At 72.1% G+C, this 26,115-nt stretch carries 27 protein-coding genes; 11 read left to right on the top strand and 16 right to left on the bottom strand.

Annotated elements, in window-relative coordinates; translation table 11 throughout:
- Positions 1–23: 23 nt before the first annotated feature.
- On the top strand, positions 24–506 hold the full coding sequence (locus P8A18_RS28080) for a DUF456 domain-containing protein (RefSeq protein ID WP_306058911.1): 483 nt from the start codon (positions 24–26) through the stop codon (positions 504–506).
- Here the strand turns inward: P8A18_RS28080 and P8A18_RS28075 are convergent.
- Both P8A18_RS28075 and rsgA read right to left on the bottom strand, forming a co-directional pair.
- Entirely contained in the window at positions 431–1,861 is a 1,431-nt protein-coding gene (locus tag P8A18_RS28075) for a DNA-3-methyladenine glycosylase 2 family protein (RefSeq protein ID WP_306061195.1), read from the bottom strand. The two genes, P8A18_RS28080 and P8A18_RS28075, sit on opposite strands and share 76 nt — an antisense overlap.
- 89 nt (positions 1,862–1,950) lie before the next feature.
- Positions 1,951–3,132 (bottom strand): ribosome small subunit-dependent GTPase A, encoded by a 1,182-nt coding sequence (rsgA, locus tag P8A18_RS28070; protein ID WP_306058909.1) that lies wholly within the window; start codon positions 3,130–3,132, stop codon positions 1,951–1,953.
- Between the two features lie 332 nt (positions 3,133–3,464).
- Here rsgA and P8A18_RS28065 point away from each other — a divergent pair, with 332 nt between their 5' ends.
- Positions 3,465–3,965 (top strand): DUF5949 family protein, encoded by a 501-nt coding sequence (locus P8A18_RS28065; RefSeq protein WP_018554721.1) that lies wholly within the window; start codon positions 3,465–3,467, stop codon positions 3,963–3,965.
- 141 nt (positions 3,966–4,106) lie between these two features.
- On the opposite strand, the gene P8A18_RS28060 is transcribed toward P8A18_RS28065, so the two are convergent.
- The 6 genes from P8A18_RS28060 to P8A18_RS28035 all read right to left on the bottom strand — a co-directional run bounded on the left by P8A18_RS28060 (position 4,107) and on the right by P8A18_RS28035 (position 7,057).
- Positions 4,107–4,517: a rodlin gene (locus P8A18_RS28060; RefSeq protein WP_306058907.1), complete on the bottom strand. Its 411-nt coding sequence runs from the start codon at positions 4,515–4,517 to the stop codon at positions 4,107–4,109.
- Positions 4,518–4,636: 119 nt separating this feature from the next.
- Positions 4,637–4,816 carry a hypothetical protein gene (locus tag P8A18_RS28055; protein ID WP_306058905.1) on the bottom strand — a complete coding sequence of 60 codons (180 nt, stop codon included), beginning with the start codon at positions 4,814–4,816 and terminating at the stop codon, positions 4,637–4,639.
- Between the two features lie 221 nt (positions 4,817–5,037).
- Positions 5,038–5,448 carry a rodlin gene (locus P8A18_RS28050; protein WP_136205654.1) on the bottom strand — a complete coding sequence of 137 codons (411 nt, stop codon included), beginning with the start codon at positions 5,446–5,448 and terminating at the stop codon, positions 5,038–5,040.
- A 166-nt stretch (positions 5,449–5,614) separates the two neighbouring features.
- Positions 5,615–5,905: a hypothetical protein gene (locus tag P8A18_RS28045; RefSeq protein WP_018554725.1), complete on the bottom strand. Its 291-nt coding sequence runs from the start codon at positions 5,903–5,905 to the stop codon at positions 5,615–5,617.
- 227 nt (positions 5,906–6,132) lie between these two features.
- Positions 6,133–6,366 (bottom strand): chaplin, encoded by a 234-nt coding sequence (locus tag P8A18_RS28040; RefSeq protein ID WP_371933724.1) that lies wholly within the window; start codon positions 6,364–6,366, stop codon positions 6,133–6,135.
- Positions 6,367–6,655: 289 nt separating this feature from the next.
- Positions 6,656–7,057 carry a rodlin gene (locus P8A18_RS28035; protein WP_306058902.1) on the bottom strand — a complete coding sequence of 134 codons (402 nt, stop codon included), beginning with the start codon at positions 7,055–7,057 and terminating at the stop codon, positions 6,656–6,658.
- Between the two features lie 382 nt (positions 7,058–7,439).
- On the opposite strand from P8A18_RS28035, the gene P8A18_RS28030 reads away from it, so the two are divergent.
- The gene (locus P8A18_RS28030; RefSeq protein WP_306061191.1) at positions 7,440–8,267 is read left to right on the top strand and encodes a chaplin family protein; all 828 of its coding nucleotides are present in this window, start codon (positions 7,440–7,442) and stop codon (positions 8,265–8,267) included.
- 88 nt (positions 8,268–8,355) lie between these two features.
- On the opposite strand, the gene P8A18_RS28025 is transcribed toward P8A18_RS28030, so the two are convergent.
- The 5 genes from P8A18_RS28025 to P8A18_RS28005 all read right to left on the bottom strand — a co-directional run bounded on the left by P8A18_RS28025 (position 8,356) and on the right by P8A18_RS28005 (position 14,949).
- Positions 8,356–9,291, bottom strand: coding sequence for a dihydrodipicolinate synthase family protein (locus tag P8A18_RS28025; protein ID WP_306058900.1), 936 nt, complete (start codon positions 9,289–9,291; stop codon positions 8,356–8,358).
- Positions 9,288–10,295: an oligopeptide/dipeptide ABC transporter ATP-binding protein gene (locus P8A18_RS28020; protein ID WP_306058898.1), complete on the bottom strand. Its 1,008-nt coding sequence runs from the start codon at positions 10,293–10,295 to the stop codon at positions 9,288–9,290. Before P8A18_RS28020 ends, P8A18_RS28025 begins: the two co-directional genes overlap by 4 nt.
- A complete protein-coding gene (locus P8A18_RS28015) occupies positions 10,292–12,265 on the bottom strand; it encodes a dipeptide/oligopeptide/nickel ABC transporter permease/ATP-binding protein (protein WP_306058896.1) in 1,974 nt (657 codons plus the stop codon). The genes P8A18_RS28020 and P8A18_RS28015 overlap by 4 nt, the downstream gene beginning before the upstream one ends.
- A 1-nt stretch (position 12,266) precedes the next feature.
- Complete coding sequence (locus P8A18_RS28010) at positions 12,267–13,217, bottom strand: ABC transporter permease (RefSeq protein WP_306058894.1); 951 nt, start codon at positions 13,215–13,217, stop codon at positions 12,267–12,269.
- A 136-nt stretch (positions 13,218–13,353) separates the two neighbouring features.
- Entirely contained in the window at positions 13,354–14,949 is a 1,596-nt protein-coding gene (locus tag P8A18_RS28005) for an ABC transporter substrate-binding protein (RefSeq protein WP_306058892.1), read from the bottom strand.
- A 169-nt stretch (positions 14,950–15,118) separates the two neighbouring features.
- Here P8A18_RS28005 and P8A18_RS28000 point away from each other — a divergent pair, with 169 nt between their 5' ends.
- The 4 genes from P8A18_RS28000 (at position 15,119) to P8A18_RS27985 (ending at position 20,066) form a co-directional block, all read left to right on the top strand.
- Positions 15,119–15,838: a FadR/GntR family transcriptional regulator gene (locus P8A18_RS28000; RefSeq protein ID WP_018554734.1), complete on the top strand. Its 720-nt coding sequence runs from the start codon at positions 15,119–15,121 to the stop codon at positions 15,836–15,838.
- Positions 15,839–16,022: 184 nt separating this feature from the next.
- Positions 16,023–17,009 carry an acetylxylan esterase gene (locus tag P8A18_RS27995; protein WP_306058890.1) on the top strand — a complete coding sequence of 329 codons (987 nt, stop codon included), beginning with the start codon at positions 16,023–16,025 and terminating at the stop codon, positions 17,007–17,009.
- Between the two features lie 241 nt (positions 17,010–17,250).
- Positions 17,251–18,549 carry a GDSL-type esterase/lipase family protein gene (locus P8A18_RS27990; RefSeq protein WP_306058888.1) on the top strand — a complete coding sequence of 433 codons (1,299 nt, stop codon included), beginning with the start codon at positions 17,251–17,253 and terminating at the stop codon, positions 18,547–18,549.
- 80 nt (positions 18,550–18,629) lie between these two features.
- Positions 18,630–20,066, top strand: coding sequence for an exo-alpha-sialidase (locus P8A18_RS27985; RefSeq protein WP_306058886.1), 1,437 nt, complete (start codon positions 18,630–18,632; stop codon positions 20,064–20,066).
- A gap of 55 nt (positions 20,067–20,121) precedes the next feature.
- Here the strand turns inward: P8A18_RS27985 and P8A18_RS27980 are convergent, their stop codons facing one another.
- Both P8A18_RS27980 and P8A18_RS27975 read right to left on the bottom strand, forming a co-directional pair.
- Positions 20,122–20,817, bottom strand: a complete 696-nt coding sequence (locus tag P8A18_RS27980; protein WP_306058884.1) for an ABC transporter ATP-binding protein — start codon at positions 20,815–20,817, stop codon at positions 20,122–20,124.
- Complete coding sequence (locus tag P8A18_RS27975) at positions 20,814–21,929, bottom strand: ABC transporter permease (protein WP_306061189.1); 1,116 nt, start codon at positions 21,927–21,929, stop codon at positions 20,814–20,816. The genes P8A18_RS27980 and P8A18_RS27975 overlap by 4 nt, the downstream gene beginning before the upstream one ends.
- A 114-nt stretch (positions 21,930–22,043) precedes the next feature.
- Between P8A18_RS27975 and P8A18_RS27970 the strand changes: the two genes are divergently transcribed.
- On the top strand, positions 22,044–22,628 hold the full coding sequence (locus P8A18_RS27970; protein ID WP_306058882.1) for a TetR/AcrR family transcriptional regulator: 585 nt from the start codon (positions 22,044–22,046) through the stop codon (positions 22,626–22,628).
- A gap of 10 nt (positions 22,629–22,638) precedes the next feature.
- Here P8A18_RS27970 and P8A18_RS27965 read toward each other — a convergent pair whose 3' ends face one another.
- A complete protein-coding gene (locus P8A18_RS27965) occupies positions 22,639–23,325 on the bottom strand; it encodes a FadR/GntR family transcriptional regulator (RefSeq protein ID WP_306058880.1) in 687 nt (228 codons plus the stop codon).
- A gap of 150 nt (positions 23,326–23,475) precedes the next feature.
- Between P8A18_RS27965 and P8A18_RS27960 the strand changes: the two genes are divergently transcribed.
- Genes P8A18_RS27960 through P8A18_RS27950 form a run of 3 tightly spaced genes read left to right on the top strand, consistent with a single transcriptional unit; the run spans position 23,476 to position 26,059 of the window.
- Positions 23,476–24,435, top strand: coding sequence for a dihydrodipicolinate synthase family protein (locus P8A18_RS27960; protein ID WP_306058877.1), 960 nt, complete (start codon positions 23,476–23,478; stop codon positions 24,433–24,435).
- The gene (locus P8A18_RS27955) at positions 24,432–25,382 is read left to right on the top strand and encodes an ROK family protein (RefSeq protein WP_306058874.1); all 951 of its coding nucleotides are present in this window, start codon (positions 24,432–24,434) and stop codon (positions 25,380–25,382) included. Before P8A18_RS27960 ends, P8A18_RS27955 begins: the two co-directional genes overlap by 4 nt.
- A complete protein-coding gene (locus P8A18_RS27950) occupies positions 25,379–26,059 on the top strand; it encodes an N-acetylmannosamine-6-phosphate 2-epimerase (protein ID WP_306058872.1) in 681 nt (226 codons plus the stop codon). The genes P8A18_RS27955 and P8A18_RS27950 overlap by 4 nt, the downstream gene beginning before the upstream one ends.
- The last annotated feature ends 56 nt before the right edge of the window (positions 26,060–26,115 follow it).

Here is a 26,115-nt window from a genome sequence, read left to right as displayed (position 1 = left end):
CCGGTCTCCGGCAGGCTGGTCAAATGGGTGTGTGGCAGCTCGTCGTCGTCGCACTGGTCATGCTGCTCGGCCTGATCGGTGTGCTGGTGCCGGGCGTGCCCGGACAGGCGATCGTCTGGGCCGCCGTCCTGTGGTGGGCGCTCACCGACATGACGCCGCTCGCCTGGGGTGTCCTGATCGGGGCGACGGCGCTCCTCCTGCTCAACCAGGCGCTCAAGGCCCTGCTGCCGCCGCGCAGGCCCCGCGAGTCGGGGGCACCGCGCCGGACGCTGCTGCTGGGCGGGCTCGGCGCGATCACCGGCTTCTTCGTCGTCCCGGTCGTCGGCGCGGTCATCGGCTACGTCGGCGTGATCTACGGGGCGGAGCGGCTGCGCCTCGGCAGCCGGGGAGCGGGGTGGGCGTCGGTCCGCTCGGTGATGCGGGCGACCGGCTACTCGGTGCTGGTCGAGCTCTTCGCGTGCCTGCTGGTGACGGGTGCGTGGCTGGGCGCGGTGGTCTGGGGCTGACCCCTCCCCCGCCGCGCCCTGCGTACGCCGTAGGAGCGCCACGGCCGCCAGCGGTGCGCGCCGGGTGTGGCGTACGGGTCGACGTCGGGGTCGCCGAGGCCACGCATCCGGATCAGCGCGGCCTCGGCCGGGCCGATGCCGGGCAGCCGCAGGAGTGCCTGTTCGGCCTCGTCCCGGTCGGCGCCCGCGTCGAGACGTACGCCGCCGTCGGCGAGCGCCGCCGCGAGCGCGCGCAGCTCCCGGCCGACATCCGCGCCGGCGAGCGCGCCGGGCTCGGGGAAGACATGGGTCAGCCCGCCGCACGGCACGTCCAGGGCCTTGCCGTAGGCGGCGGCCAGCTCCCCGGCGGCCGCCTCGCCCACCAGGACCCGTACGGCGAACTCCTCCGCGTCCGCGGCCCCCGGCGAGCGCACTCCGGGCCGGGCCGCGACGTCCGGTGCGAGCCTCGGATCGGTGGCCAGCAGCTCGTCCACGGCGTACGGGTCGGCGTCCAGGTCGAAGAGGCGGCGCAGTCGCTGCACCGCCGTGGTCAGGTCGCGCAGGTCGGTGAGGTGGATGCGGGCGTCCAGCCAGTTCCCGGCGGACCGCTCGTCCACGGAGGCGACGGCGGTGCCGTACGGGAGGCGCAGCGTACGCCGGTAGGTGCGGGCGCCGGGCTCTCCGCAGACCTCCTCGACGCGGGCGACGGTGCCGGCGGCGAGCAGGTCGAAGACGTCGCCGGCCGCGTACGGGCCCCGGTGGGCGAGGCGGAGCGGGACGCCGGCCGTGCGGGCCTCCCGGGCGGCCGCGCCGAGCCCGGTCCCGGCCTCGGTGCGCAGGGCGCTCGGGGTGCGGGCGTAGATCTGCCGGACGGTGTCGTTGAACTGCCTGAGGCTTCCGAAACCGGCCGCGAAGGCGATCTCGGTGACGGGCAGCGCGGTGGTCTGGAGCAGGACCCGGGCGGTGTGCGCGCGCTGCGCGCGGGCCAGTGCCACGGGCCCCGCGCCGAGTTCGGCGTTGAGCTGGCGCTGCACCTGGCGGGAGCTGTAGCCGAGCCGGTGGGCGAGGCCGGGGACGCCTTCCCGGTCCACCACACCGTCACCGATCATGCGCATGGCGCGCCCGACCACATCGGCCCGTACGTTCCACTCGGCGGAGCCGGGGACTGCGTCCGGGCGGCAGCGGCGGCACGCCCGGAAGCCGTTGCCCTGGGCGGCCGCCGCCGTCGGGTAGAAGCGGATGTTCTTCCGCTTGGGCGTGACGGCGGGGCAGCTCGGCCGGCAGTAGATGCCGGTCGTCTCGACGGCGAAGAAGAACTCGCCGTCGAAACGCGCGTCGCGGCTGCTCACCGCCTCGTACCTGGTCTCTTCGTCCATCACACCGTCCAGTGTGCGCCCGCCGGGGCGTGCTCACTCGCGGTTTTCGGACGTCGACCAGGTCGCCGCGGACACGGCCCGGACAGGCCCTACCGGATCCGGCCGCGCTTGGCCTCCATCGCGGCCCGGCCCTCGGCCCCCTTGCGCTTCCAGTCCCGCCGCATCTCGGCCCGGACGCGGGCATCGGTCTTGGCGACGATGCGCTGGTTCTCGCGCAGCAGCTTGCGGTAGCTGTCGAAGCGACGCTCGGGCAGTGTGCCGTCCTCGATCGCGGCCAGCACCGCGCATCCGGGCTCCGCCTCGTGGGCGCAGTCGTGGAACCGGCAGTCCTCGGCCAGCTCCTCGATCTCGGAGAAGACCTGCCCGACGCCGACGCCCGCGTCCCACAGGCCGACCCCGCGCAGGCCGGGGGTGTCGATCAGGACCCCGCCCGACGGCAGGACGAGCAGGTTGCGGGTCGTGGTGGTGTGCCGGCCCTTGCCGTCGACGTCCCGGGCGGCCCGCACCTCCATCACCTCCCTGCCGAGCAGTGTGTTGGCGAGGGTGGACTTGCCCGCGCCGGAGGCTCCCAGGAGCACGCTCGTACCGCCGGAGACGATCGCCGAGAACACGTCGACGCCCTCCCCGGTGGCGGAGCTGACCGGCAGCACCTGCACCCCGGGGGCGATGTGCTCGATGTCCTGGACGAGGTGGGAGAGGGTGACCGCGTCCGGGACCAGGTCGGCCTTGGTCAGGACGACGAGCGGTTCGGCGTACCGTTCCCCGGCCCCGGTGGCGTCGCCGAGCAGCGCGTCGCCGCCGGCGCTGGACATGGCCAGGGCGAGGAAGCGCTCGACCCGGCCCAGGTCGAGCTCCACGGCCAGCGAGACGCAGATCGCGATGTGATCGATGTTGGTGGCCAGCACCTGGCCCTCGGAACGCTTGGACGAGGTGGAGCGGACGAAGGCGGTGCGCCGCGGCAGCAGCGTACGGACGAACCGCGGGTCGCCTTCGGCGTCCACGGCGGCCCAGTCGCCGGTGCAGATGATCCGCATCGGGTCACGGGGCACGACGAACGCGGTGTCCGCCCAGACCGTGCCCTGCGGGGTGACGATGTCGCACCGGCCGCGGTCCACCCGCACCACACGGCCGGGCACCAGCCCCTGGGCGGCGTACGGGGCGAACTCGGCCGCCCAGTCGTCGTCCCAGCCGTACGCGGCCAGCGGATGCGAGGCGGTGGAGGAAGCGGAGGAAGAGGAGAAGGAAGAAAGGGAGGAGGACGGGAAAGACAAGGGAAACCCTTCACAGGGTGGCCCGGCGGTGCGCACGTCGGCGCGAAAAGGTCCCGAAGGAGGAGGTCAGCCGGTGGCCACGGGGGTGAAAACAGGGAACTTCGGCTCGTGGGCAGCGCCCACCACAACGACCGTCGCCAATGTCCTCACCTCCGCACTCTTGCGTGTCCGGCACCGGCAGCCTGTCCGCCGTCCGTCTCGTCGCACACGATATCCCCGGTCCTCCGGCGGCTCAACGCATTATTCGGCCCGATCCGGGTTGCCACCGGTCATCCCTCGATCGGGTGATACGCATGGAGTTCGACCGGTCACGGGCGGTTAGGGTGCCGGACATGACCTCCCCCCAGACAGCCACCGGCACGTTCACCCAAGCCCAGTTGGGCACCCTCACCCTGATCGGCTGGAGCGGCGAATACCAGCAGAGCGGCCGTGACGCCGCCTTCCTGCTCGCCTACTCGCTGGGCGACGGATCGGACGGCCCGGCGGCCGGCGAGCACGCCATGCACCTGGCGCTGCGGCGCAGCGGGCTCACCGTCGGCGGCGCCCCGGTGCGCGCCGACGAGACGCCCGGTCTGCCCGTGAAGCTCCTCGTCCAGGCCGGCCAGGCGGTCCTGACGCTCCCCCACTTCACCGCGCAGTACCCGGTGCCGCCGGAGTGGCTGGCGGCGGCGCGCGAACAGGGCGAGGTGCACGCGATGTTCGCCACCCGCCCGTGGCCGCAGGGCGCCCCCGGCCTCCCGATCGGCGAGGCGGAGCTGCGGGCCTACGCCGGCGACCCGGAGGTCATCGCGACCTCCGCCCACTGCGTCCTCCCGGTCCGCAGCCTCGGCTGACCTCCGGCCCCGTCGAAAAGGCCCACCACCCGCGAAGGGTGGTGGGCCTCGGTCATGCCGGATGTACACACACGTCGCACAGGACGGACGACGCGCGGCGGGCGGCCCGGAGGCCGGACCGCCCGCCGCAGGTGTACGGAATCAGTTGTTGCCGATGCCGTTCCCGGAGAGGACCGGGATGTCGTCCACCAGGTGCGACAGGGGCTCGTCGCCCTTGGCCTGGGTGGAGTTGTCGGCGCACTGCTGGTTCTGCGGGTTGGACAGGACGTTGACGTCCTGGACCGCGACGGGAACGAGCAGGCCCACGAGCGAACCCACGTTGGCCTTGACCGGGGCGCCCACGCACAGCTTGTTCAGCGAGCCCTGGATGAGCTGCGCCTGCGGGCTGCCGTCGCCCCGGGTCACGCTGTTGCCGAACGAGCTGGCGGCGCCGTTGCCGTTGACCGACGTCGTGCCCCCGTCGTTACCGATCGCCATGGCCGCGGGGGCCGCGGCGGCGGACAGACCGACCAGGGACACGGCCACAGCCGCGCCGGCCATCATCTTCTTCATCACGCTTCACCTTTCGGAGCGTTCCGTTCTGGAACGTACTGATCAACCCCGTGCGGACGTTTCGGTTCCGCTGATCCACTCAAATGGGTTCGATCCCGCATGAGTTCGACGGGCTTCCGTTACCTTCGGCCCGCCTCGCCGGAGCTTCGCGCCGCGGGCACGAACCCGCCCGCACGGGAGGGGCCGGGCACCTCGCGCTCCTCCGCGACCGGACCGGCCCGTGCGGCCCGCCAGTCGGCGAGGAGCCGGTCGTAGATCGGGGTGGAGCCTTCGGGGTGCCGGCTGTCGTGCTGGTCCATGAGGAGGCCCTACCCGTTACGGCGGAGACCGGCCGCCCCGGCTACGGCAACCGGCCCAAGGGCCGTCCCGTACGGGCGAGCGGACGGCCACCGTGTCCGGGCGCGCGCGTGGGGCCGGCGGGTCGGGGCGGCCGGCGATGCGGCTGCTCGGGCCCACCGGCCCCACAGGTGCGTCAGGAAGGGCGTGGCACTCGGGGAACTACCCGTGCGTCAGGACCCGTTCAGTTGTTGGCGGCACCGTTGCCCGAGAGGATCGGGATGTCGTCCAGGATGTGCGAGAGGGCCTCGTCACCCTTGGCCTGGGTGGAGTTCTCGGTGCACTGCTGGTTCTGCGGCGAGGACAGGACGTTGATGTCCTGGACCGAGATCGGGACGACGCCGAGCAGCGAACCGACGTTGGCCTTGGCCGGCAGGGCGATGCAGGGCTTGTTGAGCGAGCCCTGGATGAGCGCGAACTGCGGGCTCCAGTCGCCGTGGGTGGCGGAGTTGCCGTACGACTGCATGGCACCGTTGCCGTTGACCGTGGTGGTGCCCTGGTCGTTACCGATGGCCATGGCCCCCGGGGCGACGGCGGCGGAGACGCCGACGATCGATGCGGCGACGGCTGCCGAGGCCATCATCTTCTTGATCATGAAACTGCCCTTCTGGTTTTCTCTGTGTTGCCCGCCGGTGCCGAGCGCACTGATCAACTCGGTGCGGCGGGAATGGTTGTGGCACGTCACTCGAAAGGTGCGCGCACAGTCGAAAGGTGCGTACGCACTCGAACGGCGCGGGTGCCACGGCGCCGTCGTGGCGGGGTCAGCGGGCGAGCGGGAGGCCGCCCAGCAGGGGCGCCGCGTCCTTCGCCGCTCCGGTGGCCTGGTCGGCGACCTTGGTGACGGTCCCGTTCCGGTGCAGACTGTCGGCGGCGCCGCTGACGGTGTCGAGGACCGGGTCGACCGCCTGCGGGGCGGCCTCCACCACCTGGTTGACACCTGAGTCGAGGCTGAAGCTGGGGGCCGTGGGCGTGGTGACGGCGAAGGCGGGGGCAGCCGTACCGAGCGCGACCACGGAACCGGCGACGAGCGCGGCGGACTTCGCGTACTTCACTTTCGGGTTCCCTTCTGCAGCGGCATCTGTTTCGGTCGCGTCCCCGCGCCGCACGAGCCTTCTTTAGCCGTGACTTCTGCCGCTTTCCCACTGACTAACGACGCGATTGCGGCCGGGCAACTGGGAGGGCCAGTCTTTCTCGGAATCCCGACCGCACGGGAAAGCCCCGGAGCGCGGGGAGTGCGATCCGGGGCTTTCTGTGCCGAGAGGAATTCGGCGGTGGTGAATCAGGCGTTGACGCAGGCGTTGCCGAAGGCCGGGTTCAGCAGGCCGATGACGTCGATGGTGTTGCCACAGACGTTGACCGGGATGTGAATCGGAACCTGGACGACGTTGCCGGAGAGAACGCCCGGGGAGTTGACGGCGGCACCCTCGGCACCGGAGTCGGCGAAGGCCGGGGCAGCGGCGCCCATGGCCATGAGCGTACCGGCGGCGACGGCGGCGATCTTGGTGTACTTCACTTGAGACCCTTTCTTCGGCGGGGTCCGGAGCGGCCACGGCTTTCGTGCCGCACGAGCGCGGATTCCGATCACTCGTAACCCCACCTTGTCATTCGTAACGATTTCGGACGGTATGCGAAACTCTTCGACGCGAAGATTCCGCCAAGACCGCCCGAATGGTGCAGTTTCGTTCAGCACACGCCGTTCCCAGCGGAATCAGCCGATTCCACTGGTCACGTGCGGAGGGCAGCAACAGGCCCGGCCCGCTCGGAGGAGGAACGCCGGCGGGCCGGGCCTGGTGACGGCCGGATCAGCTGTTGCCGGCGCCGTTGCCCGACAGGACCGGGATGCCGTCCAGGATGTGCGACAGCGGCTCGTCGCCCTTGGCCTGGGTGGAGTTCTCGGTGCACTGCTGGTTCTGCGGGTTGGACAGGACGTTGACGTCCTGGACCGCGATCGGGACGAGACCGATGAGCGAACCGACGTTGGCCTTGAGCGGCAGGCCGACGCAGGGCTTGTTCAGCGAGCCCTGGACCAGGTCGAACTGCGGGCTGCCGTCGCCGTGCGTCTCGGCGTTGCCGAACGACTGCGAGGCGCCGTTGCCGTTCACGGAGGTCGTGCCGCCGTCGTTGCCGATGGCCATCGCCTGCGCGGCGCCGAGACCGAGGATGGAGGCGGCGACGGCACCCGTAGCCAGGACCTTCTTGATCACGATGAACCCTTCTCGTACTGGAAGCCCCGTACCGGAGCCCCCTGCCCAACTCGTCCCCGGGCGTTTGGTTATTGCCATTCACTCGAATGCCGGGAAGTGGCGGACGCCCGTGCGAAAGCGATCGAGACATACTGACGGAAATCGACAACTCGACCCCTGTGGGTCCCTCGTACGGGTGGTCACAGGAAATTCACTGGTTTCACGTTTCTCACGCACCCAGGCGTCGTTATGGGTGTCGTCAAGCTCGCCCGCCGGAAGTCTCACCCAGCACCACGGTCGGACCCGACGGCTGCTGCACCGCCTGATGTATGAACTGCGGGCCGCGTGTCCGCGAGAAATGTCCCAAGGAAGGGCACCAATGCGAAAAGCCTTGAGTAAAAGCATGCTCGTCATGGCGGCGGCGTCAGGCATCCTGACCGCCTCCGGCGGCTACGCCTTCGCCGATGCCTCGGCCGACGGCGCCGCGATCGGTTCGCCCGGCGTCGGGTCGGGCAACGTCGTGCAGGTTCCCGTGCACGTCCCCGTCAACATCTGCGGCAACACGGTCAACGTGATCGGCGCCCTGAACCCCGCCTTCGGCAACGAGTGCGAGAACGAGAGCGGCGGCGCGGCCTCCGGCGACGCACAGGGCGCGAGCGCCGAAGGGGTGGCCGTCGGCTCGCCCGGCGTGCTCTCGGGCAACGTGGTCCAGGCCCCGGTCGACATTCCGGTGAACGTCTGCGGCAACACGGTCAACGTGGTCGGCCTGCTGAACCCGGCCGCCGGCAACAAGTGCGAGAACGAGAGCGAGGCCGAGACCCCGCCGACTCCGCCGACCCCGCCGACGCACAAGCCCCCGCACCACAACGGCCACCACAAGCCGCCGACGCACAAGCCCCCGACGCACCACCACAAGCCGCCGAAGGGCCACGACGAGGACTGCCCGCCCGGCCACCAGCACAAGCCGCCGACGCCGCCCGTGCACCACAAGCCGCCGAAGCACCACAAGCCCCCGACGCACAACCCGCCCACGCACAACCCGCCGACCCACGTGTCGCACCCGCACAAGCCGCCGACCCACACCTGGCACCACACCCCCAAGCACCACAAGCCGCCGCAGATGGCGCACACCGGTGCCAACCGCAACCTGGGCATCGCCGGTGGCGCCAGCGCCGCGATGGTGCTCGGTGGCGGCCTGCTGATGCGCCGCGCCCGCGCCGCGCAGAAGTGACCTGACGCTCCCTCACGCACCAGAGGTCCGGCCGGACGGCGTTCGCCGTCCGGCCGGACCTCTGTGTGTGTCCGGTGGCGTCGCCCCGTCAGACCGTGGCGATCCCCGCGCGCTCCAGGCAGGCGGCGACCGCGGCCGTCTCCTCGGCGTCGAGCCGGCGCATCGGCGGGCTCATCACGTTGGTGGCGATGATGCCGCGCAGCATCAGCGCCGTCTTGAACGCGCCGAGACCGGCCGCCGTGGCGGAGGCCGTGCCGGGGCGGGCGGCGCGGATGATGTCGAACAGCGTCACCAGGCGGTCCTGCTCGGCACGGGCGGTGGCCCAGTCACCGCGCACCGCGGCCTCGTGGAGACGTACGTACCCGTGCGGGTCGACGTTGCCGAGCCCCGGCACGGAGCCGTCGGCGCCGCCGAGCATCATCGCGTCGACGACCAGCTCGTGACCGGTGAGCACGGAGAAGTGCGGCAGCTCACGGGCGCCGATGGCCAGCCGCCGGAACGAGCCGTCGTCGCCGCTGGAGTCCTTCACACCGGCCAGCACACCGTCGGCGGCGAGCGGGAGCAGCAGTTCCGGGTCGAGCTTGCTGTGGACGCAGACCGGTACGTCGTACGCCAGGACCGGCAGGTCGAGGGCGGCGGCGATGTCCCTGAAGTGCCGGTCGATCTCGGTGTCGTGGGTGCGGGTGTAGAAGGGCGCGGTGACGACGACGGCGTCGGCGCCCAGCTCCGCGGCGCGGCGGGCGCGCTCGATCGCCCGGTTGGTGGTGGTCTCTATCGCGCCGACGAGGACGGGCACCTGGCCGCCGGCGGCCGCGGTGATGGTCTCGATGACACGGTCCTGCTGTCCGGGCGTGAGGTAGGCGGTCTCGCCGGAGCTGCCGAGGGCGAAGAGACCCGTGACACCGCCGTCGATGAGGTGCCCCACAACCCGCTCCAGGGAGGGGACGTCGAGCTCGCCGTCCGCGGTGAGCGGGGTGACGACGGGCGGGATCACTCCCGTGTAGCGGGGGGTTCGGGCGGTCATGCGGTGCTCCTTGCGGACGGTACGGGGGACGGGTCCCCGGAGGGGGACGCGGGGGTCTGGGGGTGGACGCAGTGCCAGCGGTGCTCGCGGGGTCCGAAGGTCTCCACCGGGAAGGCGGTGGCGCACGCGTCGTCGGCCTTCCAGCAGCGGGTGGTGAACGGGCAGCCGGGCGGCGGGTTGGTGGCGGAGGGCACCGGGCCGGTGAGCACGATGCGTTCCGTCGCCTCCATCAGACTGGGCGTGGCGGAGAGCAGTGCCTCGGTGTACGGGTGCGAGGGGGCGCCCGCGACGTCGGCCGCGCGGCCCTCCTCGACGATGCGGCCGAGGTAGAGGACGGCGATGCGGTCGGCGAGGTAGCGCACGGTCTGGATGTCGTGCGAGATGAACACCATGCCGAGGCCGAGGCGCTCACGCAGGTCCACCAGGAGGTTGAGGACCTGGGCGCGGACCGAGACGTCGAGCGCCGAGGTGGGCTCGTCGGCGACGATCAGCTCGGGTTCCAGGGCCAGGGCGCGGGCGATGGCGACGCGCTGGCGCTGGCCGCCGGAGAGCTGTCCGGGCAGGGCGGCCAGGGTGTGGCCGGGGAGGCCGACGAGGTCGAGGAGTTCCTCGACGCGGGCCTCGCGCTCCTCACGGGTGCCGCGGCGGTGCACGTCGAGCGGGTCGCGCAGGATCTGGCGGACCGTGAGCCTCGGGTTGAGCGCGGTGGAAGGGTCCTGGAAGACGACGCCGACGGCGGAGCCGAATTCGTCGCGCCGCTGGGCCGCGGGCATCTCCCACAGGTCCTTGCCGTGGAAGGTGACGTCGCCCTCGGTGGGCTTCTGAAGGCCGGTCAACACCCGGGCCATCGTGGACTTGCCGCAGCCCGACTCGCCGACCAGGCCGACGATCTCGCCGCGCTTGACCTCCAGCGTGGCGTCGGTCAGCGCGTGGACGGCGTCGCGGCTGAAGATGCCTCCGCTGCGTGCCTTGTGGCGTACGTGAACGCCGTTGAGCCTGATCACAGGGCGCTCCCTTCGAGCTTCTTCGCGGCGGCCTCGGCCGGGTGGTGGCAGGCGAAGCCGTGGTCCTTCGCGGTGCCGCGTCCCGTGATGACGGGGGTGGTGGTGCGACAGAGTTCGGTCGCCGCGCCGCAGCGTCCGGCGAAGCGGCAGCCGGCGCCGAAGCCCTGGGGGGCGGGGACGACGCCGCGGATCTGGTGGAGCCGCTCGGCACCGGCCTCCAGGGAGACGACGGAGCCGAGGAGGCCGCGGCTGTAGTGGTGGGCGGGGTCGGTGAGGACCGCCCGGGTGTCGCCGACCTCGGCGAGCCGTCCCGCGTACATGACGGCGACGCGGTGCGAGAGGTCACCGACGAGGGCGAGGTCGTGCGAGACCAGCACCATGGCGAAGCCCAGCTCGTCGCGGAGCCGGATGAGGAGTTCGACGACCTGGGCCTGGACGGTGACGTCGAGGGCGGTGGTCGGCTCGTCCGCGATCAGGAGGCGGGGGCTGCGGGACAGGGCCATGGCGATGAGCACGCGCTGGCGCTGGCCGCCGGAGAGCTCGTGCGGGTAGCTGCGCAGGGTGCGCTCGGGCGAGAGGCCGACGAGGTCCAGGAGTTCAGCGGGGGTCTTCGTACCGCCACGCGAGGTCAGCTGCTTCAGCTGGGTGCCGACGAGCACGGAGGGGTTGAGGGAGGAGAGCGCGTCCTGGTAGACCATCGCGATCTCCGGTCCCATCAGGGCACGGCGTTCCTTGGGCGGGAGCTTCAGCAGGTCCCGGCCGCGGTAGAGGATCTCGCCGCTGACCTCGGCGTTGCGGGCGAGGAGGCCCATGACGGCGAGGCTGGTGATGGACTTGCCGCAGCCGGACTCGCCGACCAGGCCGAGGGTCTCGCCCTCGTGGACGGTGAAGTTCAGCCGGTCGACGACCGGGGTCTCGCCGTAGCGGTCCGGGAAGCGGATCGCGAGGTCGCGGACGACGAGGAGTTCGGCGGCGTCCTCGCGTACCGGTGTGATGGTGGGCTCGGTGGCGTTGATGTGCCGGGCGAGCTTGGCGAGTGCGGCGTCGATGTCGACGGTGGCGGCGGCCTCGACCGGGTCCGGTGCGGTGGCGGCCGTGGGGTCGACGGCGGCGCGGGCGCTCTTGGGCGCGGCGGAGGCGTCGGTGAGGCCCTCGGAGAGGATGTTGAGGGCGAGGACCGTGATCAGCAGGGCGAGGCCGGGGAAGAAGGTGGCCCACCAGCCGCCCGCCAGGAGGATCTGCCGGCCGTAGGCGAGCACGCTGCCCCAGCTGGGGTCGGGGTCCTGCACACCGGCGCCGATGAAGGAGAGGCTCGCCTCGAAGATGATCGCCTCGGCGACCATGACGGTGGCGAACACCATGACCGGGGCCATGCAGTTGACGGCGACGTGGCGCAGGACGATGTAGCCGCGCCGGGCGCCGATGACCTTCTCCGCGGCGACGTAGTCCTCGCCGTACTGGGAGAGGACGTTGGCGCGGACAACGCGGGCCAGCGAGGGCGTGTAGACGAAGGCGATCGTGAAGATGATCACCGGGATGCTGGTGCCGAACACGGCGACGAGGACGGCCGCGAGCGCGATCGGCGGGAACGACATGATGACGTCGAGGGTGCGCATGACGGACTCGTCGCCGAGCTTGCGCGAGGTGGCGGCGAGCGAGCCGAGGACGGCTCCGGCGACCAGGGCGCAGGCGGTCGAGCCGAGGCCGATGATCAGCGAGTAGCGCGAGCCGTGCACGACGCGGGCGAACACGTCGCGGCCGGCCCGGTCGGTGCCGAACCAGTGCTCGCCGCTCGGGGCCTGGACGGGGTTGCCCGTGGCCAGTGGGTCCTGGGTGAGCAGGGGGGCCAGTACGGCGCCGAGCAGGACGAGGATCAGGACGCCGAGGGCGACGCGGGAGGTTACCGGGAGGGCGCGGAAGGCGACGCCCGGTCGGGAGAGCTTCTTGGCCAGACGGCCCGTGGCGAACATGTCACACCGTCCTGATGCGCGGGTTGACCAGCAGGTAGAGCAGGTCGACGATGACGTTGACCACCAGGAACGCGATGGCGATGGTCAGTACGGTGCCCTGGACCAGGGCGATGTCGCCTCCGGTGACACCTTCGAGGATGAGCTTGCCCATGCCGGGCAGGTCGAAGATCGCCTCGATGACGACGGCGCCGCTGAGCAGGTAGCCGACCTTGACCCCGAGCACGGTGAGCGGGGTGACGAGGGCGTTGCGCAGCACCGAGCGGATGACGAGGAAGACCGGCAGGCCGTTGCCCTGGGCGGTGCGCACGTAGTCCCGGTCGAGTTCGGTGACCATCGCGGTGCGGATGAGGCGGGCGAGGGACGCGGCGACGGGGACGGCGAGCGAGACGGCGGGCAGGAACATCGTCCGGAGCCACCCGCCGAACGAGTCGGCGATGTTGGTGTATCCGCCCGTCGGGAAGATCTGGCTGTTCAGGGCGAACTGCTGGATGAGCAGGACGCCGAGCCAGAAGGACGGGACGGCGACGCCGGCCATGGACAGCACCCGGAAGAGCTGGTCGGGCCAGCGGTCGCGGTACATCGCGCCCAGGACGCCGCCGGCGACGGCGAGGACGATGGCGATGATGAGCCCGAGAATGGTGAGCTGGAGGGTGAGCGGGAAGGCGGCGGTGATCCGGTCGGCCACGGGCTGGCTCGGCGGGACGGTCGAGCCGAGATCCAGGTGGATCAGCCGGCCGAGGAAGTGGACGTAGCGGATGGGCAGCGGGTCGTTGAGCCCGTTGGCCTCGGCGAAGGCCTCCCGGGCCTCCGGGCTGGCGCTCTCCCCGAGCGCGTTGTAGGCCGGGTCGACCGGCGAGAACTGCAGCACCACGAAGACGAGCAACGCGATACCGAGGATCATCACCGGCATCATCGCGACGCGGCGCAGCGCGAGCCGGAGAAAAGCAACCATCGTCGGGTTCCTTGCGGTTGGGCGGTCGTCCGGTCCGGGACACCGGGGTGGTCGGTGTCCCGGACCGGGGTGTGGGGCGCGGGCGGGCCGCGCCGTTCGGGTGGCCGGGGCGCGGTGGCCGCCGGCCCGGCGCCGGTCAGGCGGGGCCGACGTCCAGGAAGGACAGACCGGTGGTGGGCAGCGGCTTGAAGCCGGGGAGCGCCTTCTCGTTCCAGGCCGTGGGCAGCTTGCGGTGGAGGATCGGGTAGAGCGGGACCTCGTCGGAGAGGAGGTCGGTGATCTGGCCCCACAGCTGCTTGCGGTCCGCCTCGTCGGCGGCCTGGGCGGCCTTGTCGAGGAGCTGCTTGACCTTCTTGTACTCGGCGGTCCCGGACCAGCCGTAGCGGTTCTCCGGCCAGAAGCCGTAGTAGAACCAGCGCAGCAGCAGGTCGACGTCGTTGCCGAAGACCGAGGGGTCACCGGGGGCGACGAGGACCTCGAAGTCGCCCTTGTCGACCTTGGCGTACTGGGCGGCGGACTGGGCGATGCCGAGGGTGGCCTCGATGCCGGCGGCGGCCCAGCTCTCCTTGATCAGCGGGGCGATGTCCTTGACCCAGCCGGTGTCCACGGTCAGGACGGTGAACTTGAGGTTCTTGATCCCCGCTTCGGCGAGCAGCTGCTTCGCCTTGGCCACGTCGTGCGTGTAGACCGTGGCGGCCTTCTGGTAGTCGGGGTGCGTCGCGGGGACGTAGCCCGTGGCGGCCGTCGCGTTGCCGACCATGGCGGTCTTGATGATCTTCTCGGTGTCCAGCGCGTAGTGCAGGGCCTGGCGGACCCGCTTGTCGGCGAACCGCTTGTCGGCGGTGTTGAACATCAGGAAGAGCAGGCCGAAGGACTGCACGGACTCGGTCTTCGCGGAGCCCGAGAGTCCCTTCACGTCGATGTACGGGACGTCCTCGATGGCCTGGACGCGACCCGACTGCATGGCGCTGACCCGGGCCGACTGGTCCGATATCAGGCGCCAGATCATCTGCTTGGCCTTGGCGGGGTGCGAGCCGTTGTACTTGTCGTACTTCTCGAAGACGATCTTGTCCTCGCGGGTCGCCGAGACGAACTTGTACGGGCCCGAGCCGACGGGCTTGGCGTCGAAGCCCTTGACGTCCGCCTCGACGATCTTCTTCGGCACGATCCGGGCCACCGCGATACGGGACGGGAAGAGCGCGAAGGGGTACTTGAGCTTGAACTCGACCGTGCCCGCGTCGACGGCCTTGACGGTGTCGATGAAGGGCACGAACTGCGCCATGAGCGAGGCGTTCTTCTCGTCCAGGATGCGTTCGAAGCTGAACACGACGTCGTCGGCGGTGACGGCCGATCCGTCGTGGAAGGTCGCGCCCTTGCGCAGCGTGGCGCGGTAGGTGGTGGCGTTGATCTTCTTCGGCATCTCGGTGGCGAGAGCGGGCCGTGCCACGAGCGTTGCCGGATCGAGATCCACCAGGCCCTCGAAGATGTGCATATTGGCGGCGTACGGGGTCGCGCCCGAGGTGATCATCGGGTCGAAGCCGGTCGACAGGGGGTAGGACAGACCGGCCTCGATGAGGTCGCTGCCGCTGCCCTTGCCCGTCGAGCCATTGGCGGTCGAGGACGGTCCGCCGCACGCGGACAGGCCTGCCGTGATGGCGGCCGCGGCGCCGACGGCACTGGTGTAACGCAGGAAGGTGCGGCGCTCGACACCGGCTGATCTCAGCTCGGGCACGGGTCCTCCAGGGACTTGAGGTGGGGCGTTGTGGACGGGAACAGGGGGCTGGCGCAGGTTCACGGGGGGCCGCGGAACCTGAAGCGTCAGACGTCAGATGTCTGATGCCTTGATAGCGTGGGAACGTAGCTTGACAATCGAGAGGGGTCAAGAGGTGGGGAGTTCACATATGTCCGGAACGAGGCCCGGCCGGCAGCTGCTCCGGCAGGAAGTCGTCGACGGCATCAAGCGGTACATCCTTGAGGAAAGGCTCCGTCCCGGGGACCCGCTGCCCACCGAGCCCGCCCTGTGCGAGGCGCTCGGAGCCAGCCGTTCCAGCGTCCGCGAGGCGGTCAAGATCCTCAACGCGCTGGACATCGTGGAGGTCCGCCACGGCCACGGCACCTACGTCGGCCGGCTGAGCCTGTCCGCGCTGGTGGAGAGCCTGACCTTCCGGGGCCTGCTCTCCCCCGACGACGACTTCCAGGTGATGGCCGACCTGGTCGACGTACGCGAACTCTTCGAGCGCGGGATGGCCGACCGGATCGTCTCGCGGCTCAGCGCCGAGCAGCTGGACGCACTGGACGCCCTGGTGGCCACGATGCGCGAGACGGGCGCCCAGGAGGGCCACGGCTTCGTCGACGCCGACCGCGCCTTCCACGCCCTGCTCGTCGCCCCGCTGGGCAATGAGCTGATCGGCCAGCTCTCGATGGCCTTCTGGGACGTGTACTCGATCGTCGCACCACACCTGGACGGCTTCACGCAGGCCGACGAGACCGAGACGATCACCGCCCACCAGAACATCGTGGACGCCGCACGGGCCGGCGACATCGCCGGGTTCCTCAAGGCGCTCGGCGAGCACTACGCGCCCGTGCGGCGCCGGATCTCCGAGGCCCGCGCCCGCCGCTGAGCCGCCGACCGGCTCCTCTCACGGCCGGCGCGGCCCACGGACGGACCCTGGAGCGACCCTTGACGGCCGCCGCAGGCGGTGCCTAGGGTCCGTGTGCCGAGAGGACATCTGACGTCAGCTGTCTGATGTCCGGTGCGCGACTCGCACATGGCACTTCCCACCGCGCCCCCAGGAGGGCACCCCCATGCCGTTGACGGACCTCTCGCTCGCCGACTGCCGCGACTACCTGCCGCCGCTGCCCGTTCCGGCGGACTTCGACGCCTTCTGGCTCCGGACGCTGGAGGAGGCCCGCTCCCGCGCGACACAGAAGCCGGTGTTCACCGAGGTGGAGACCGGGCTCACCCAGGTCCGCACCTACGACGTGACCGTCCCCGGCTTCGCCGGACAGCCGGTGCGCGGCTGGCTGCGGATGCCGGCCGGAGCCGCCGAACCGCTCGGCTGCGTGGTGGAGTTCCTGGGGTACGGCCGCGGCCGGGGCCTGGCGCACGAGAACCTGCTGTGGGCCTCGGCCGGCTACGCGCACCTGCTGATGGACACCCGCGGCCAGGGCTGGTCGGCGGCCGGCGGGGACACCCCCGACCCGGACGGCGGAGCCCCAGGAGTGGTGCCCGGCTTCCTGACCCGGGGCATCGAGAGCCCCGAAACGTACTACTACCGGCGGCTGTTCGCCGACGCGGTGCGCTGCGTGGACGCGGCGCGCGAGCACCCGGAGATCGACCCGGACCGCATCGTGGTGACCGGGGTCAGCCAGGGCGGCGGCATCACCCTGGCCGTCGCCGGACTCGTGCCGGGGCTCGCCGGGGTGATGCCGGACGTGCCGTTCCTGTGCAACATCCCCCGGGGCGCCCGGATCACGGGCCGCCCGCCGTACACCGAGATCGCCGAATACCTCAAGCTGCACCGGGACCGCACCGAGTCGGTCTTCGCAACCCTCTCGTACTTCGACGCCGCGCTGCTCGCCACCCGGGCGACGGCCCCCGCGCTGTTCTCCATCGCGATGATGGACGACATCTGCCCGCCCTCCACGTGCTTCACCGCCTACAACGGCTACGCCGGTCCCAAGGACGTACGGGTCTACGAGTTCAACGGGCACGAGGGCGGTGCCGAGCACCAGCAGCGGGAACAACTGGCCTGGGTGGCCTCGCTGTTCGCGGGCACGGCCGCGGTCTGACGGATACGCCGCGGCGCCGGCCGGGTGCGCGCGCACCTCTTGACGGCCGCCCGGGGCGCTGCCTAGGGTCCGTTTGCCGGTAGGACATCTGACGTCATCCGTCAGATCACTCGGTGTTCCACTCGCTCCGCCGGTGGGCCGGCGGAACACCTCCATGCCTTGCCGGACCTCTCGCTCGCCGACCCCCCGCGACCGCCTGCCACCCGGGCAGGCCGGCCACTCCCGACCGGAGGCACCTTCCGTGCGCAGACGATCCATGCTTTTCGCCGCGGGCGCGGCAGCGCTGAGCACGCAGCTCGGCGGCCGCGCCTTCGCCGCTGCCACGGGCAGCGGTCCGATCCTGGACCACACCACCCCGGTGGACCTGGACGGCAGCGAGTACGTCGACCTGTCGAACCGGGCCGGCGTACTCGCCCCGCTCACCGCGGGGACCATCGTCGTCACCTTCCGCACCACCAGCCACAACCAGGCGATGACGCTCATCAGCGCGTCGGACCCGACCGCCCCCTCGTCCAACATCACGCTCAACCTGAGCGGGGGCGCCCTTCAGTTCTCCGTACGCGAGAACGGCGCCGTCCTCGTGAATGTCATGACCCGGACACGGTATGACGACGGGGAGCTCCACACCGTCGCCGTCACCGTCGATGCCTCGGGCACCCGCCTGCACGCCGGCGGCCGTACGGTCTTCGAGACGGCCGCGCACCCCTTCTTCGGCAGCGTCTCGAAGCTCACCGCCCTGTCGCTGGGCCGCAACACCGACAGCGACCACCCCGGCGGCGAGTGGTTCTGCACCGGCACGATCGAGCGGGCCGCCGTCTGGGACCGGGTGCTGAGCGAGAGCGAACTCGTCGCGCAGTGCCCGCGCCCCGACCTCGCCGACCTGGGCCGGCTCTCCGTCGTCCTCAACAGCGACACCCCGGCCACCTGGGTCATCACCGGCGACAGCATCACGCACGGCGCGCTGCACACCAACGGCCGGCGCAGCTACCCCGAGCACTGGACCGAGCGGGTCCGCTGGGAGCTGGGCAAGCCGAAGAACCGGGACTTCGTGATCGACTCCGGGGTGAGCGGCGCGACCAGCGCCGAACTCGTCGCGCAGTTCGCCCAGCGGGTCACCGCGTTCGCGCCGCACGTGGTCTCGATCATGATCGGCACCAACGACATCGCGACCTCGGGCCTCGGCCCGGACACCTACCGGTCCAACCTCGTCTCGCTGGTGCGCTCGGTGCGCGCCCTGCCCGGCTCACCCGTGCCGGTGCTCCAGGCACCCAACCCCGTCGACCCGGCGAAGTGGCCGGGGCGGGTGGAACTCTCGGGGTACGCACGAGTGATGGGCGAGGTCGCGGCCCAGGAGAACACGGTCTTCGTCGACCACTACAACGACTGGCTGACCGGCAACGGCGGCCAGGTCCCCCTGTCCCTGCTCAGCGACGGGCTCCACCCCAACGAGCGGGGCCACCACCGCATCGTCCTGAAGATGATCAGGGCGCTGCGGATCTTCGAGGCGGACAGCCGGGTCTGCTCCCTGAACATCCCCTAAGGGCTGTCCCGCAGCCGTCGAGTCCCCAGCAATCTCCCACCCTTCGAGAAGCAGCAACCTTCCGAGAAGAGAGATCGTCCATGCAGCGAACCGTCCCAGTCGCACTGATCGGCGCCACCCTGATGGTGGTCGCCGCGACCGGTACCGCGCAGGCCGCCACGCCCGCCCCCGGCACGCTCACGTCCCAGGACCTGACCGTCGACGGAGTCGGCTCCCCCCACTACCGCATCCCCGCCCTGACCACGTCGAACAAGGGCACCCTGCTCGCCGCGTACGACGCCCGCCCCACCCTGGGCGACCTGCCGTCCCACATCAGTGTCGTGCTGCGGCGCAGCACCGACGGCGGCACCACCTGGCAGGAGCAGAAGGTCGTCCGCTCGGACGCCGCGCCCAAGGGCTTCGGCGACCCGAGTCTGCTGGTCGACCGCACCACCGGCCGCGTCTTCCTGTTCTACGCGGCCGGCGAGAACCAGGGCTTCTTCGGCTCGGCCACCGGCAACGACGAGAGCGACCCGAACGTCCTCCAGGCCGACTACAGCTACTCCGACGACGACGGGCTCACCTGGACCCACCGCCGCATCACCAAGCAGATCAAGAACCCGGCCTGGGGCGGCATGTTCGCCGCGTCGGGCGAGGGCATCCAGCTGCGCAACGGGCCGTACAAGGGCCGGCTGATCCAGCAGTACGCCATCCGCGACAACGGGGCCAACTACGCGGTCAGCGCGTACAGCGACGACCACGGCGAGACCTGGAAGATGGGCACCCCGGTCGGTCCGGGCGGCGACGAGAACAAGACCGTCGAGCTGAACGACGGCAGGATCATGCTCAACAACCGCTCGGCGCCCTACCGGACGATCGCGTACTCCTCGGACGGCGGGGTCACCTACACCCCGTTCGTCCAGGACACCCAGCTCCCCGACCCGGCGAACAACGCCTCGGTCATCCGTTACGCCCCCGACGCCGCGGCATCCGACCCGCAGTCCTCCTGGCTGCTGTTCAGCAACACCGAGGCCACGTCGCGGAAGAACCTCACGGTCAAGATGTCCTGCGACAACGGGAAGACCTGGCCGATCAAGAAGGTGGTCGACTCCGGCGCGGCGGCCTACTCGACGCTGACCCGGCTCCCGGACGGCCGGCTCGGCCTGCTGTACGAGCGGGGCAACGCCGAGCACATCACGTACGACTCCTTCGACCTGAAGTGGCTCGGCGGGACCTGCGCCGACATCACGATCACCCCGCCGGCCGCCCTGAAGGCCGGCACCACCACGGAGGTCACCGTCCGGGTCGTGAACCGGATGGACGTCACCCGCAGCGCGGGCACCCTGGACCTGACCGTGCCGAGCGGCTGGACGACCGAGCGGGTGGCGTTCCCGGCGACGCGTCCCGGCGAGGGCGCCAACATCAAGGTGCCGGTCACGATCCCGGCCGGTGCCTCCGGTGACGCGACGCTGACCGCGACCTTCCGGTCGGACGGCAAGGCGGCGTCGGGCAGCAGGACGGTGACGGTCACGCCGTAACCGCGGGGGCGGTGCGCGCCGCGACGCCGTCCGCCTCCGCCGGCCGGCCGGGCGCTCAGGCGGGCAGCGCGCCCGTCAGCGTGGCCATGTCCACGACCCGGCCGGCCGCCTCGGCCACCACCGGGTCGTGGGTGGCGACGACGGTGACGCAGCGGTCCTCGCGGGTGCGCGCGGCCAGCAGCCCGGCCAGGTCGCCGGCCTGGGACCGGTCGACGGCCGCGGTCGGCTCGTCCACGAGCAGCAGCCGGGGCGACAGGAAGAGCGCGCGGGCCAGGGCGACGCGCTGGCGTTCGCCGCCCGACAGCTGCTCGGGGCGGTGGCGCAGCCGGTGCCCGAGACCGACCGCGCCCAGCGCCTCCTCGGCCCGCGAGCGGTATCCGCGGGGGCGCCGGCCGCTGATGTACGCGGCGGCCAGGAGCTGTTCCACCGCGGGAAGCCCGGAGAGCAGGTTGCCGCTCTGGAACATGTAGCCGATGCTCTCGCGGCGTACCCGGGCGCGCCCGGCGTCGGTGAGGGCCGCGAGGTCCTCGCCCCCCAGCAGGACCCGGCCCGCCTCGGGCCGCAGCAGGGCGCCCGCCACGGCCAGGAGCGAGGACTTGCCGGAGCCGGACGGGCCCACGAGGGCCGTCATCACGCCCGGTTCGAAGGTGAGGCCGAGGCCGTCGAAGACGGTGGTACGGGTGTCGCCCCGCCCGAAGGAGACGGTGACGCCGTCCAGTTCGAGGGGCCCGGGTCGCGTCGGCTCGTTCATCGGTTGGCTCCCAGCATGGTCAGCGGGTCGGCGGAGGTGACCCGTCGCAGGGTCAGTGCGGTGCCGGCGAGCCCCACGGCCGCGACGGTGCACATGGTGGTGACGAGGGTGGTGGCGGGAAGGCTGAACGGCACCTGCTCCCCCACCAGGAGCCCGACCGCCGCGGCGAGGACGGCGCCCCCGGCGGTGCCGGCCACCACGACCAGGGCCGCCTGGGCGACGGTGTGGGCGAGCAGCCGCCTGCGGGAGGCCCCGAGGGCGCGGAGCAGTGCGAGTTCGGGGCCGCGCTGTACGGTCCACACGGCGAAGAAGGCGCCGACGACGAGCGGGGCGATCAGGTAGAGGAAGACCTGGATCGAGCTCATGGTGACCCGTTCGCCGGTGTAGCCGGGGGCCGCCTCGTACGCCTCTTCCTTGGTGAGCGTGGTGGTGGAGTGGCGCTCGTCCAGGTCCGCCGCCGATGTGTGGGCCGGTGAGCGCAGGGCGAGGGCGCTGAACTGGTCGGGGACGGCGGTGGCGGCGGGTGCGCCGGGGGTGCTGAACCGGATGCGCTGCCAGGTCTTCAGCGGGACGTAGGCGGCGGGCACATGGCCGTAGCTGAGGCGTCCGGTGGCCCCGACGACGCGCAGTTCGATGCCGAGCCGGTCGATGACGAGGGTGTCGCCCACGGCCACTCCGTCGTCGGCGAGGGCGGCGGAGATCACGACGGTGCCGGCGTCGGCCGCGGTGAGGCGGCTGCCGCTGGTGACGTCGGGGCTGAGGAAGCCGGTGGGCTGCACGCCGAAGGCGGCGAGGTCGACCTCGGTGCCCCGGTCGGTCGTGCCGCGGGTGATCGAGACGCCCAGGGGCGTGGCGTCGGTGCCCGCGTCCTCGCGCCAGGCGTCGGCCGTCTTCGTGTCGAGGAGGCTGCGGGCGAACTGGTCGGACCGGGCGTCGGACGAGAAGACGAGGTGCGAGGCGGGCAGGCCGCGCAGGGCGGAGACGGTGTCGTCGCCGAGGCCGGTGGTGAAACCGGAGACGATGCCGACGAGTGCGGCGACGAGCACCACGACGGATCCCATGAGTGCGAAGCGCCCTCGGGCGGCACGCAGCTCCAGCAGAGCGAGGAACACGGCGGTTCCCTTCATGGAAGGTTTAGGGACGGTGCGTCGCTAACTTAGATGATGGGGACACCGCGTCCCCAAGTGGGGGGTCCTTGGGGCCGAAGGGGCTTCTAGACTGGGCGGATGCCCCGGATCAGCGCCGCCACGGTCGCCGAGCACCACGCCCAGCAACGGCTGGCTCTGGTGCGGGCGGCGCGCGAGCTGCTGGAGGGCGGCGACGCCGACGCGGTGACCTTCGCGGCGGTGGCCCGGTCCACCGGCCTGGCGCGCAACAGCGTCTACAAGTACTTCCCCGGCCGGCCCGAGCTCCTCGCTGCCGTCGTCGAGGACGCGATGCCCCGCTGGACCGACGCGATCCGGGCGGGCATGGCGGCCGCGCACACGCCCCGGGAGCGGATCGCCGCCTATGTGACCGCACAGCTGGAGCTGGTGCGGACCGGTGAGCACCGGATCGCGCAGGCGCTGGCCGGGGTGCGCGACGCGAACCTGGTCCGGGAGAGCGCAGGCCGGGCCCACGCGGAGCTGCTGACCCCACTGATCGGCGCGCTCGCCGAGCTGGGCGAGGACGATCCGCGCCGCACGGCGGTCCTGCTCCAGGGCATCGTGAACGCCGCCACGACGGCGATCGAGGCGGGCGACGACTACGCGGCGGTGTCCGGGCGCGCGGTCCGGATGGCGGTCACGGCGGTCACGGGCACCCCCGCCTGACGCCGCCCGCTCAGCCGGCGTTCAGCCGGTCGCGGATGCCGTCGAAGTGGGTGCGCATCGCCCGTACCGCGCGGTCGCCGTCGGCCGCCGCGACCGCCTCCACGATCTCCCGGTGCTGGGAGCAGGTGACCCAGGGGTCCTGGTGGCCGTCGTCGAAGTCCTCGCGCACCCGGTCCATCGCCGCCCAGAACGCGTCGAGCACCTCGCTGAGCAGGTGGTTGTCGAGCGAGGCGTAGAGGGCGAGGTGGAAGGCCCGGTCCGTGGCGCGTGCCACCCGGCCGCCGCCCGCGTCCGCCTCCATCTTCTCGACGAGCCCGCGCAGCACGTCGATGTCCTCGTCCGGGACGCCGGCCGCGACGGTCCCGACGAGTCCGGCCTCCAGCGCCTCGCGCACCCTCATCAGCTCGGCGAGGCCCGGCTCGCCCTGGCGGTGGCGGACGGCCGCGCGGAAGGCCAGCCCCTCGGCGAACGGTGACAGCGAGAGCGAGCCCACGAAGGTCCCGTAACCCCGGCGGATCTCCACGACATTGACCGCCTGGAGCGACTTCAGGGCCTCCCGCACGGAGACCCGGCCGGCCTCGAAGAGGTCCATCAGCTCGGCCTCGGTGGGCAGGGCGTCGCCCGGTGCGAGGCGGCGCTCCAGGATGAGTTCCTTGATTCTGCGCTCGATGTCCTGAGCCATGGTGGGCCGCGCCACAACGTCCTCCCGAGGTGCCTTTGCCCCTTGACCGGTCGCAGGAGCATCTGATTAAGGTGAAGCAGACATAGGACATCTTACGTCTCACGTCTCGATCCGGGTAGCCGTTCGGCCCCGGACCGGCATCCCGAACAGCTGGAGCCTTCCACCATGTCTCTGACCGCACCGCTGCGCGGCGTCGTCCCGCCGGTCTGCACCCCGCTCGACCCCCGGGGGGAGGTCGACACCGCGTCCCTCGTCCGGCTCGTCGAGCACCTCATCGGCGGCGGCGTGCACGGACTGTTCGCGCTCGGCTCCACCAGCGAGGTCGCCTACCTCACCGACGAGCAGCGTGCCACGGTCCTGGAGACCGTCGTCAACGCCACCGACGGCCGCGTCCCGGTCCTGGCCGGAGTCATCGACACCACCACCCCCCGGGTCACCGAGCACGCCAGGGCCGCCGCCGCACTGGGCGCCGACGCCCTGGTCGCGACCGCGCCGTTCTACACCCGCACCCACCCCAGGGAGATCGCCGCCCACTTCCGCCGGCTGCGCGCCGATGTGGACCTGCCGCTGTTCGCGTACGACCTCCCGGTCTCCGTGCAGAGCAAGCTCTCGGCGGCCCTGGTCCGTGAGCTGGCCGAGGACGGCACGCTGGCCGGGCTCAAGGACAGCAGCGGCGACGAGGGCGGGCTGCGCAGGCTCGTGGTGGAGCTCGGCGGCCGCGAGGGCCGCGCGCACGGCCCGGTCCCGGAGTTCAGCATCCTCACCGGTTCCGAACTGACCGTGGACGCGGCCCTGCTGGCCGGCGCCGACGGGGTCGTCCCCGGTCTCGGCAACGTGGACCCGGCCGGTTACGTACGGCTCTACGACGCCGCGCGCGCCGGGGACTGGACGCCGGCCGCCAAGGAGCAGGAGCGGCTGACCGAGCTGTTCGCGATGGTCGACGCCGGCCCCGAGGCGGACATGGGCCGCAGCTCCTCGGCGCTCGGCTCGTTCAAGGCGGCGCTTCAGCTGCTCGGCGTCATCGCGTGCGGCGACACCGCCTTCCCGCAGATCCAGCTGTCCGCGGAGTCCGTCGCGTTCGTCTCCGGACGGCTGCGCGACGCCGGTCTGCCGCCGGTCCGATGACGCGTCCGGCACCGGGCCCCGTCGTCGGCCTCGACCTGGGCGGTACGAAGATCGCCGCCGCGCTGTTCGGCGCGGACGGCGCGGTCCTGGCCCGGCACAGCAGGCCCACCCCGGCCCAGGAGGGCGCCGACGCGGTGCTCGACGCGCTGGCGGCGGCCGCCGCCGAGGTCGACCCGGGCCGCCGCGCCGCCGTGCTCGGCATCGCGGCGGCCGGGGTGATCGACCCCCGCAGCGGCATGGTCACCAGCGCCACGGACTCGCTCCGCGGCTGGGCCGGCACCGCGCTGGGCGCCGGCCTGGCCGACCGTACGGGCTACGCGGTGGCCTGCGACAACGACGTACGCGCCACCGCGGGCCCCGAGCTCGACGCGCTGCGCGCCGAGGGCAACGAGCACGCCTCCCTGCTGTTCGCGGCCATCGGCACCGGCGTCGGCGGCGCCCTCGCGTCCGACGGGCGGATGCTGCACGGCGCCTCCGGCATCGCCGGGCACCTCGGCCATCTGCCGAGCCCGGAGGCGGCCCGGCTGCCCTGCACCTGCGGGGCCACCGGCCATCTGGAGGTCATCGCGTCCGGGCCGGGCATCGCCGCCCACTACGCCCGGCTGACCGGTGCCCCCGTGGACCGTCTGGAGACCGTCGCCGCCCGCGCCGCCGAAGGCGACGCCGACGCCGTCACCGCCATCACCACGGGCGCGGCGGCCGCGGGCCACGTCCTCGGCGGGCTCGCCAACGCGCTCGGCCCCGACCGGGTCGTCGTCGGCGGCGGCGTCCCGCGCATCGGCGCGCTGTACGAGGACGCCCTGCGCGCCGCCTTCGCCGCCGAGCTGATGGGGCCGCTGCGCGGGCTCGTACCGCGCGCCCCGCTGTTCGGCCACGACGCGGCCGTGCTCGGCGCCGCCGCCCTCACCACCACCCTTCCCCTCCACCACCCGGGAGCTCTCCGATGAGCGCACAGGAACTGGCCACCACTCTCCAGGGCAAGCTGATCGTGTCCTGCCAGGCGCCCCCCGGCGACCCGATGCGGGAGACCTCCACGCTGGTGCGGCTCGCGCGGTCGGCCGTCGCCGGCGGCGGCGCGGCGATCCGCGCCAACGAGCCGGAGGTCGTCGCCGCGATCGTCGCCGCCGTCGACCTGCCGGTCATCGGCCTGTGGAAGGACGGCGACGTCGGCGTCTACATCACCCCGACCGTCCGGCACGCCCTGGCGGTCGCCGAGGCCGGCGCGGCCGTGGTCGCCGCCGACGCCACCGACCGGCCGCGCCCCGACGGTTCGACCTTCGCCGAGCTGGTCGAGGCGGTCCACGCGGCCGGCGCCCTCGTCATGGCCGACGTCTCCACCCTCGCCGAGGGCGTCACCGCCGCGGGGCTGGGCGCGGACTTCGTCTCCACGACCCTGTCCGGCTACGTCCCGGGGCAGCCGAAGCAGACAGGCCCCGACCTCGACCTGGTCGCCCGGCTCGCCGCCGCCATCGACGTACCCGTCGTCGCCGAGGGGCGCGTCAACACCCCCGAGGAAGCGGCCGAGGCCCTGGCGCGCGGCGCGCACAGCGTCGTCGTCGGCACGGCCATCACCGCCCCCACGGCCCTGACCAGCCGCTTCGTCGCGGGTATCGCCCGGCCCTGATCTGCGCCCACCCAGCGGGGCGGCTGTTCAACGACGAGCGCCGTCCCGCATCCTGG

The sequence above is a fragment of the Streptomyces sp. Mut1 genome (assembly GCF_030719295.1).
In the GTDB taxonomy this organism is placed as follows: Bacteria; Actinomycetota; Actinomycetes; order Streptomycetales; family Streptomycetaceae; genus Streptomyces; species Streptomyces castrisilvae.
Note: the sequence above shows the minus strand (reverse complement) of the source record. Positions and strands in the feature narration are given on the sequence as shown.

Excerpts from the sequence above, each read along its gene's own strand:
- P8A18_RS28080 (WP_306058911.1), top strand. The coding sequence starts at position 24 with ATGGGTGTGTGGCAGCTCGTCGTCGTCGCACTGGTCATGCTGCTCGGC.
- P8A18_RS28075 (WP_306061195.1), bottom strand. The coding sequence starts at position 1,861 with ATGGACGAAGAGACCAGGTACGAGGCGGTGAGCAGCCGCGACGCGCGT.
- P8A18_RS28065 (WP_018554721.1), top strand. The coding sequence starts at position 3,465 with ATGACCTCCCCCCAGACAGCCACCGGCACGTTCACCCAAGCCCAGTTG.
- P8A18_RS28060 (WP_306058907.1), bottom strand. The coding sequence starts at position 4,517 with ATGAAGAAGATGATGGCCGGCGCGGCTGTGGCCGTGTCCCTGGTCGGT.
- P8A18_RS28055 (WP_306058905.1), bottom strand. The coding sequence starts at position 4,816 with ATGGACCAGCACGACAGCCGGCACCCCGAAGGCTCCACCCCGATCTAC.
- P8A18_RS28050 (WP_136205654.1), bottom strand. The coding sequence starts at position 5,448 with ATGATCAAGAAGATGATGGCCTCGGCAGCCGTCGCCGCATCGATCGTC.
- P8A18_RS28030 (WP_306061191.1), top strand. The coding sequence starts at position 7,440 with ATGCTCGTCATGGCGGCGGCGTCAGGCATCCTGACCGCCTCCGGCGGC.
- P8A18_RS28025 (WP_306058900.1), bottom strand. The coding sequence starts at position 9,291 with ATGACCGCCCGAACCCCCCGCTACACGGGAGTGATCCCGCCCGTCGTC.
- P8A18_RS28015 (WP_306058896.1), bottom strand. The coding sequence starts at position 12,265 with ATGTTCGCCACGGGCCGTCTGGCCAAGAAGCTCTCCCGACCGGGCGTC.
- P8A18_RS28010 (WP_306058894.1), bottom strand. The coding sequence starts at position 13,217 with ATGGTTGCTTTTCTCCGGCTCGCGCTGCGCCGCGTCGCGATGATGCCG.
- P8A18_RS28000 (WP_018554734.1), top strand. The coding sequence starts at position 15,119 with ATGTCCGGAACGAGGCCCGGCCGGCAGCTGCTCCGGCAGGAAGTCGTC.
- P8A18_RS27995 (WP_306058890.1), top strand. The coding sequence starts at position 16,023 with ATGCCGTTGACGGACCTCTCGCTCGCCGACTGCCGCGACTACCTGCCG.
- P8A18_RS27985 (WP_306058886.1), top strand. The coding sequence starts at position 18,630 with ATGCAGCGAACCGTCCCAGTCGCACTGATCGGCGCCACCCTGATGGTG.
- P8A18_RS27980 (WP_306058884.1), bottom strand. The coding sequence starts at position 20,817 with ATGAACGAGCCGACGCGACCCGGGCCCCTCGAACTGGACGGCGTCACC.
- P8A18_RS27970 (WP_306058882.1), top strand. The coding sequence starts at position 22,044 with ATGCCCCGGATCAGCGCCGCCACGGTCGCCGAGCACCACGCCCAGCAA.
- P8A18_RS27960 (WP_306058877.1), top strand. The coding sequence starts at position 23,476 with ATGTCTCTGACCGCACCGCTGCGCGGCGTCGTCCCGCCGGTCTGCACC.
- P8A18_RS27955 (WP_306058874.1), top strand. The coding sequence starts at position 24,432 with ATGACGCGTCCGGCACCGGGCCCCGTCGTCGGCCTCGACCTGGGCGGT.
- P8A18_RS27950 (WP_306058872.1), top strand. The coding sequence starts at position 25,379 with ATGAGCGCACAGGAACTGGCCACCACTCTCCAGGGCAAGCTGATCGTG.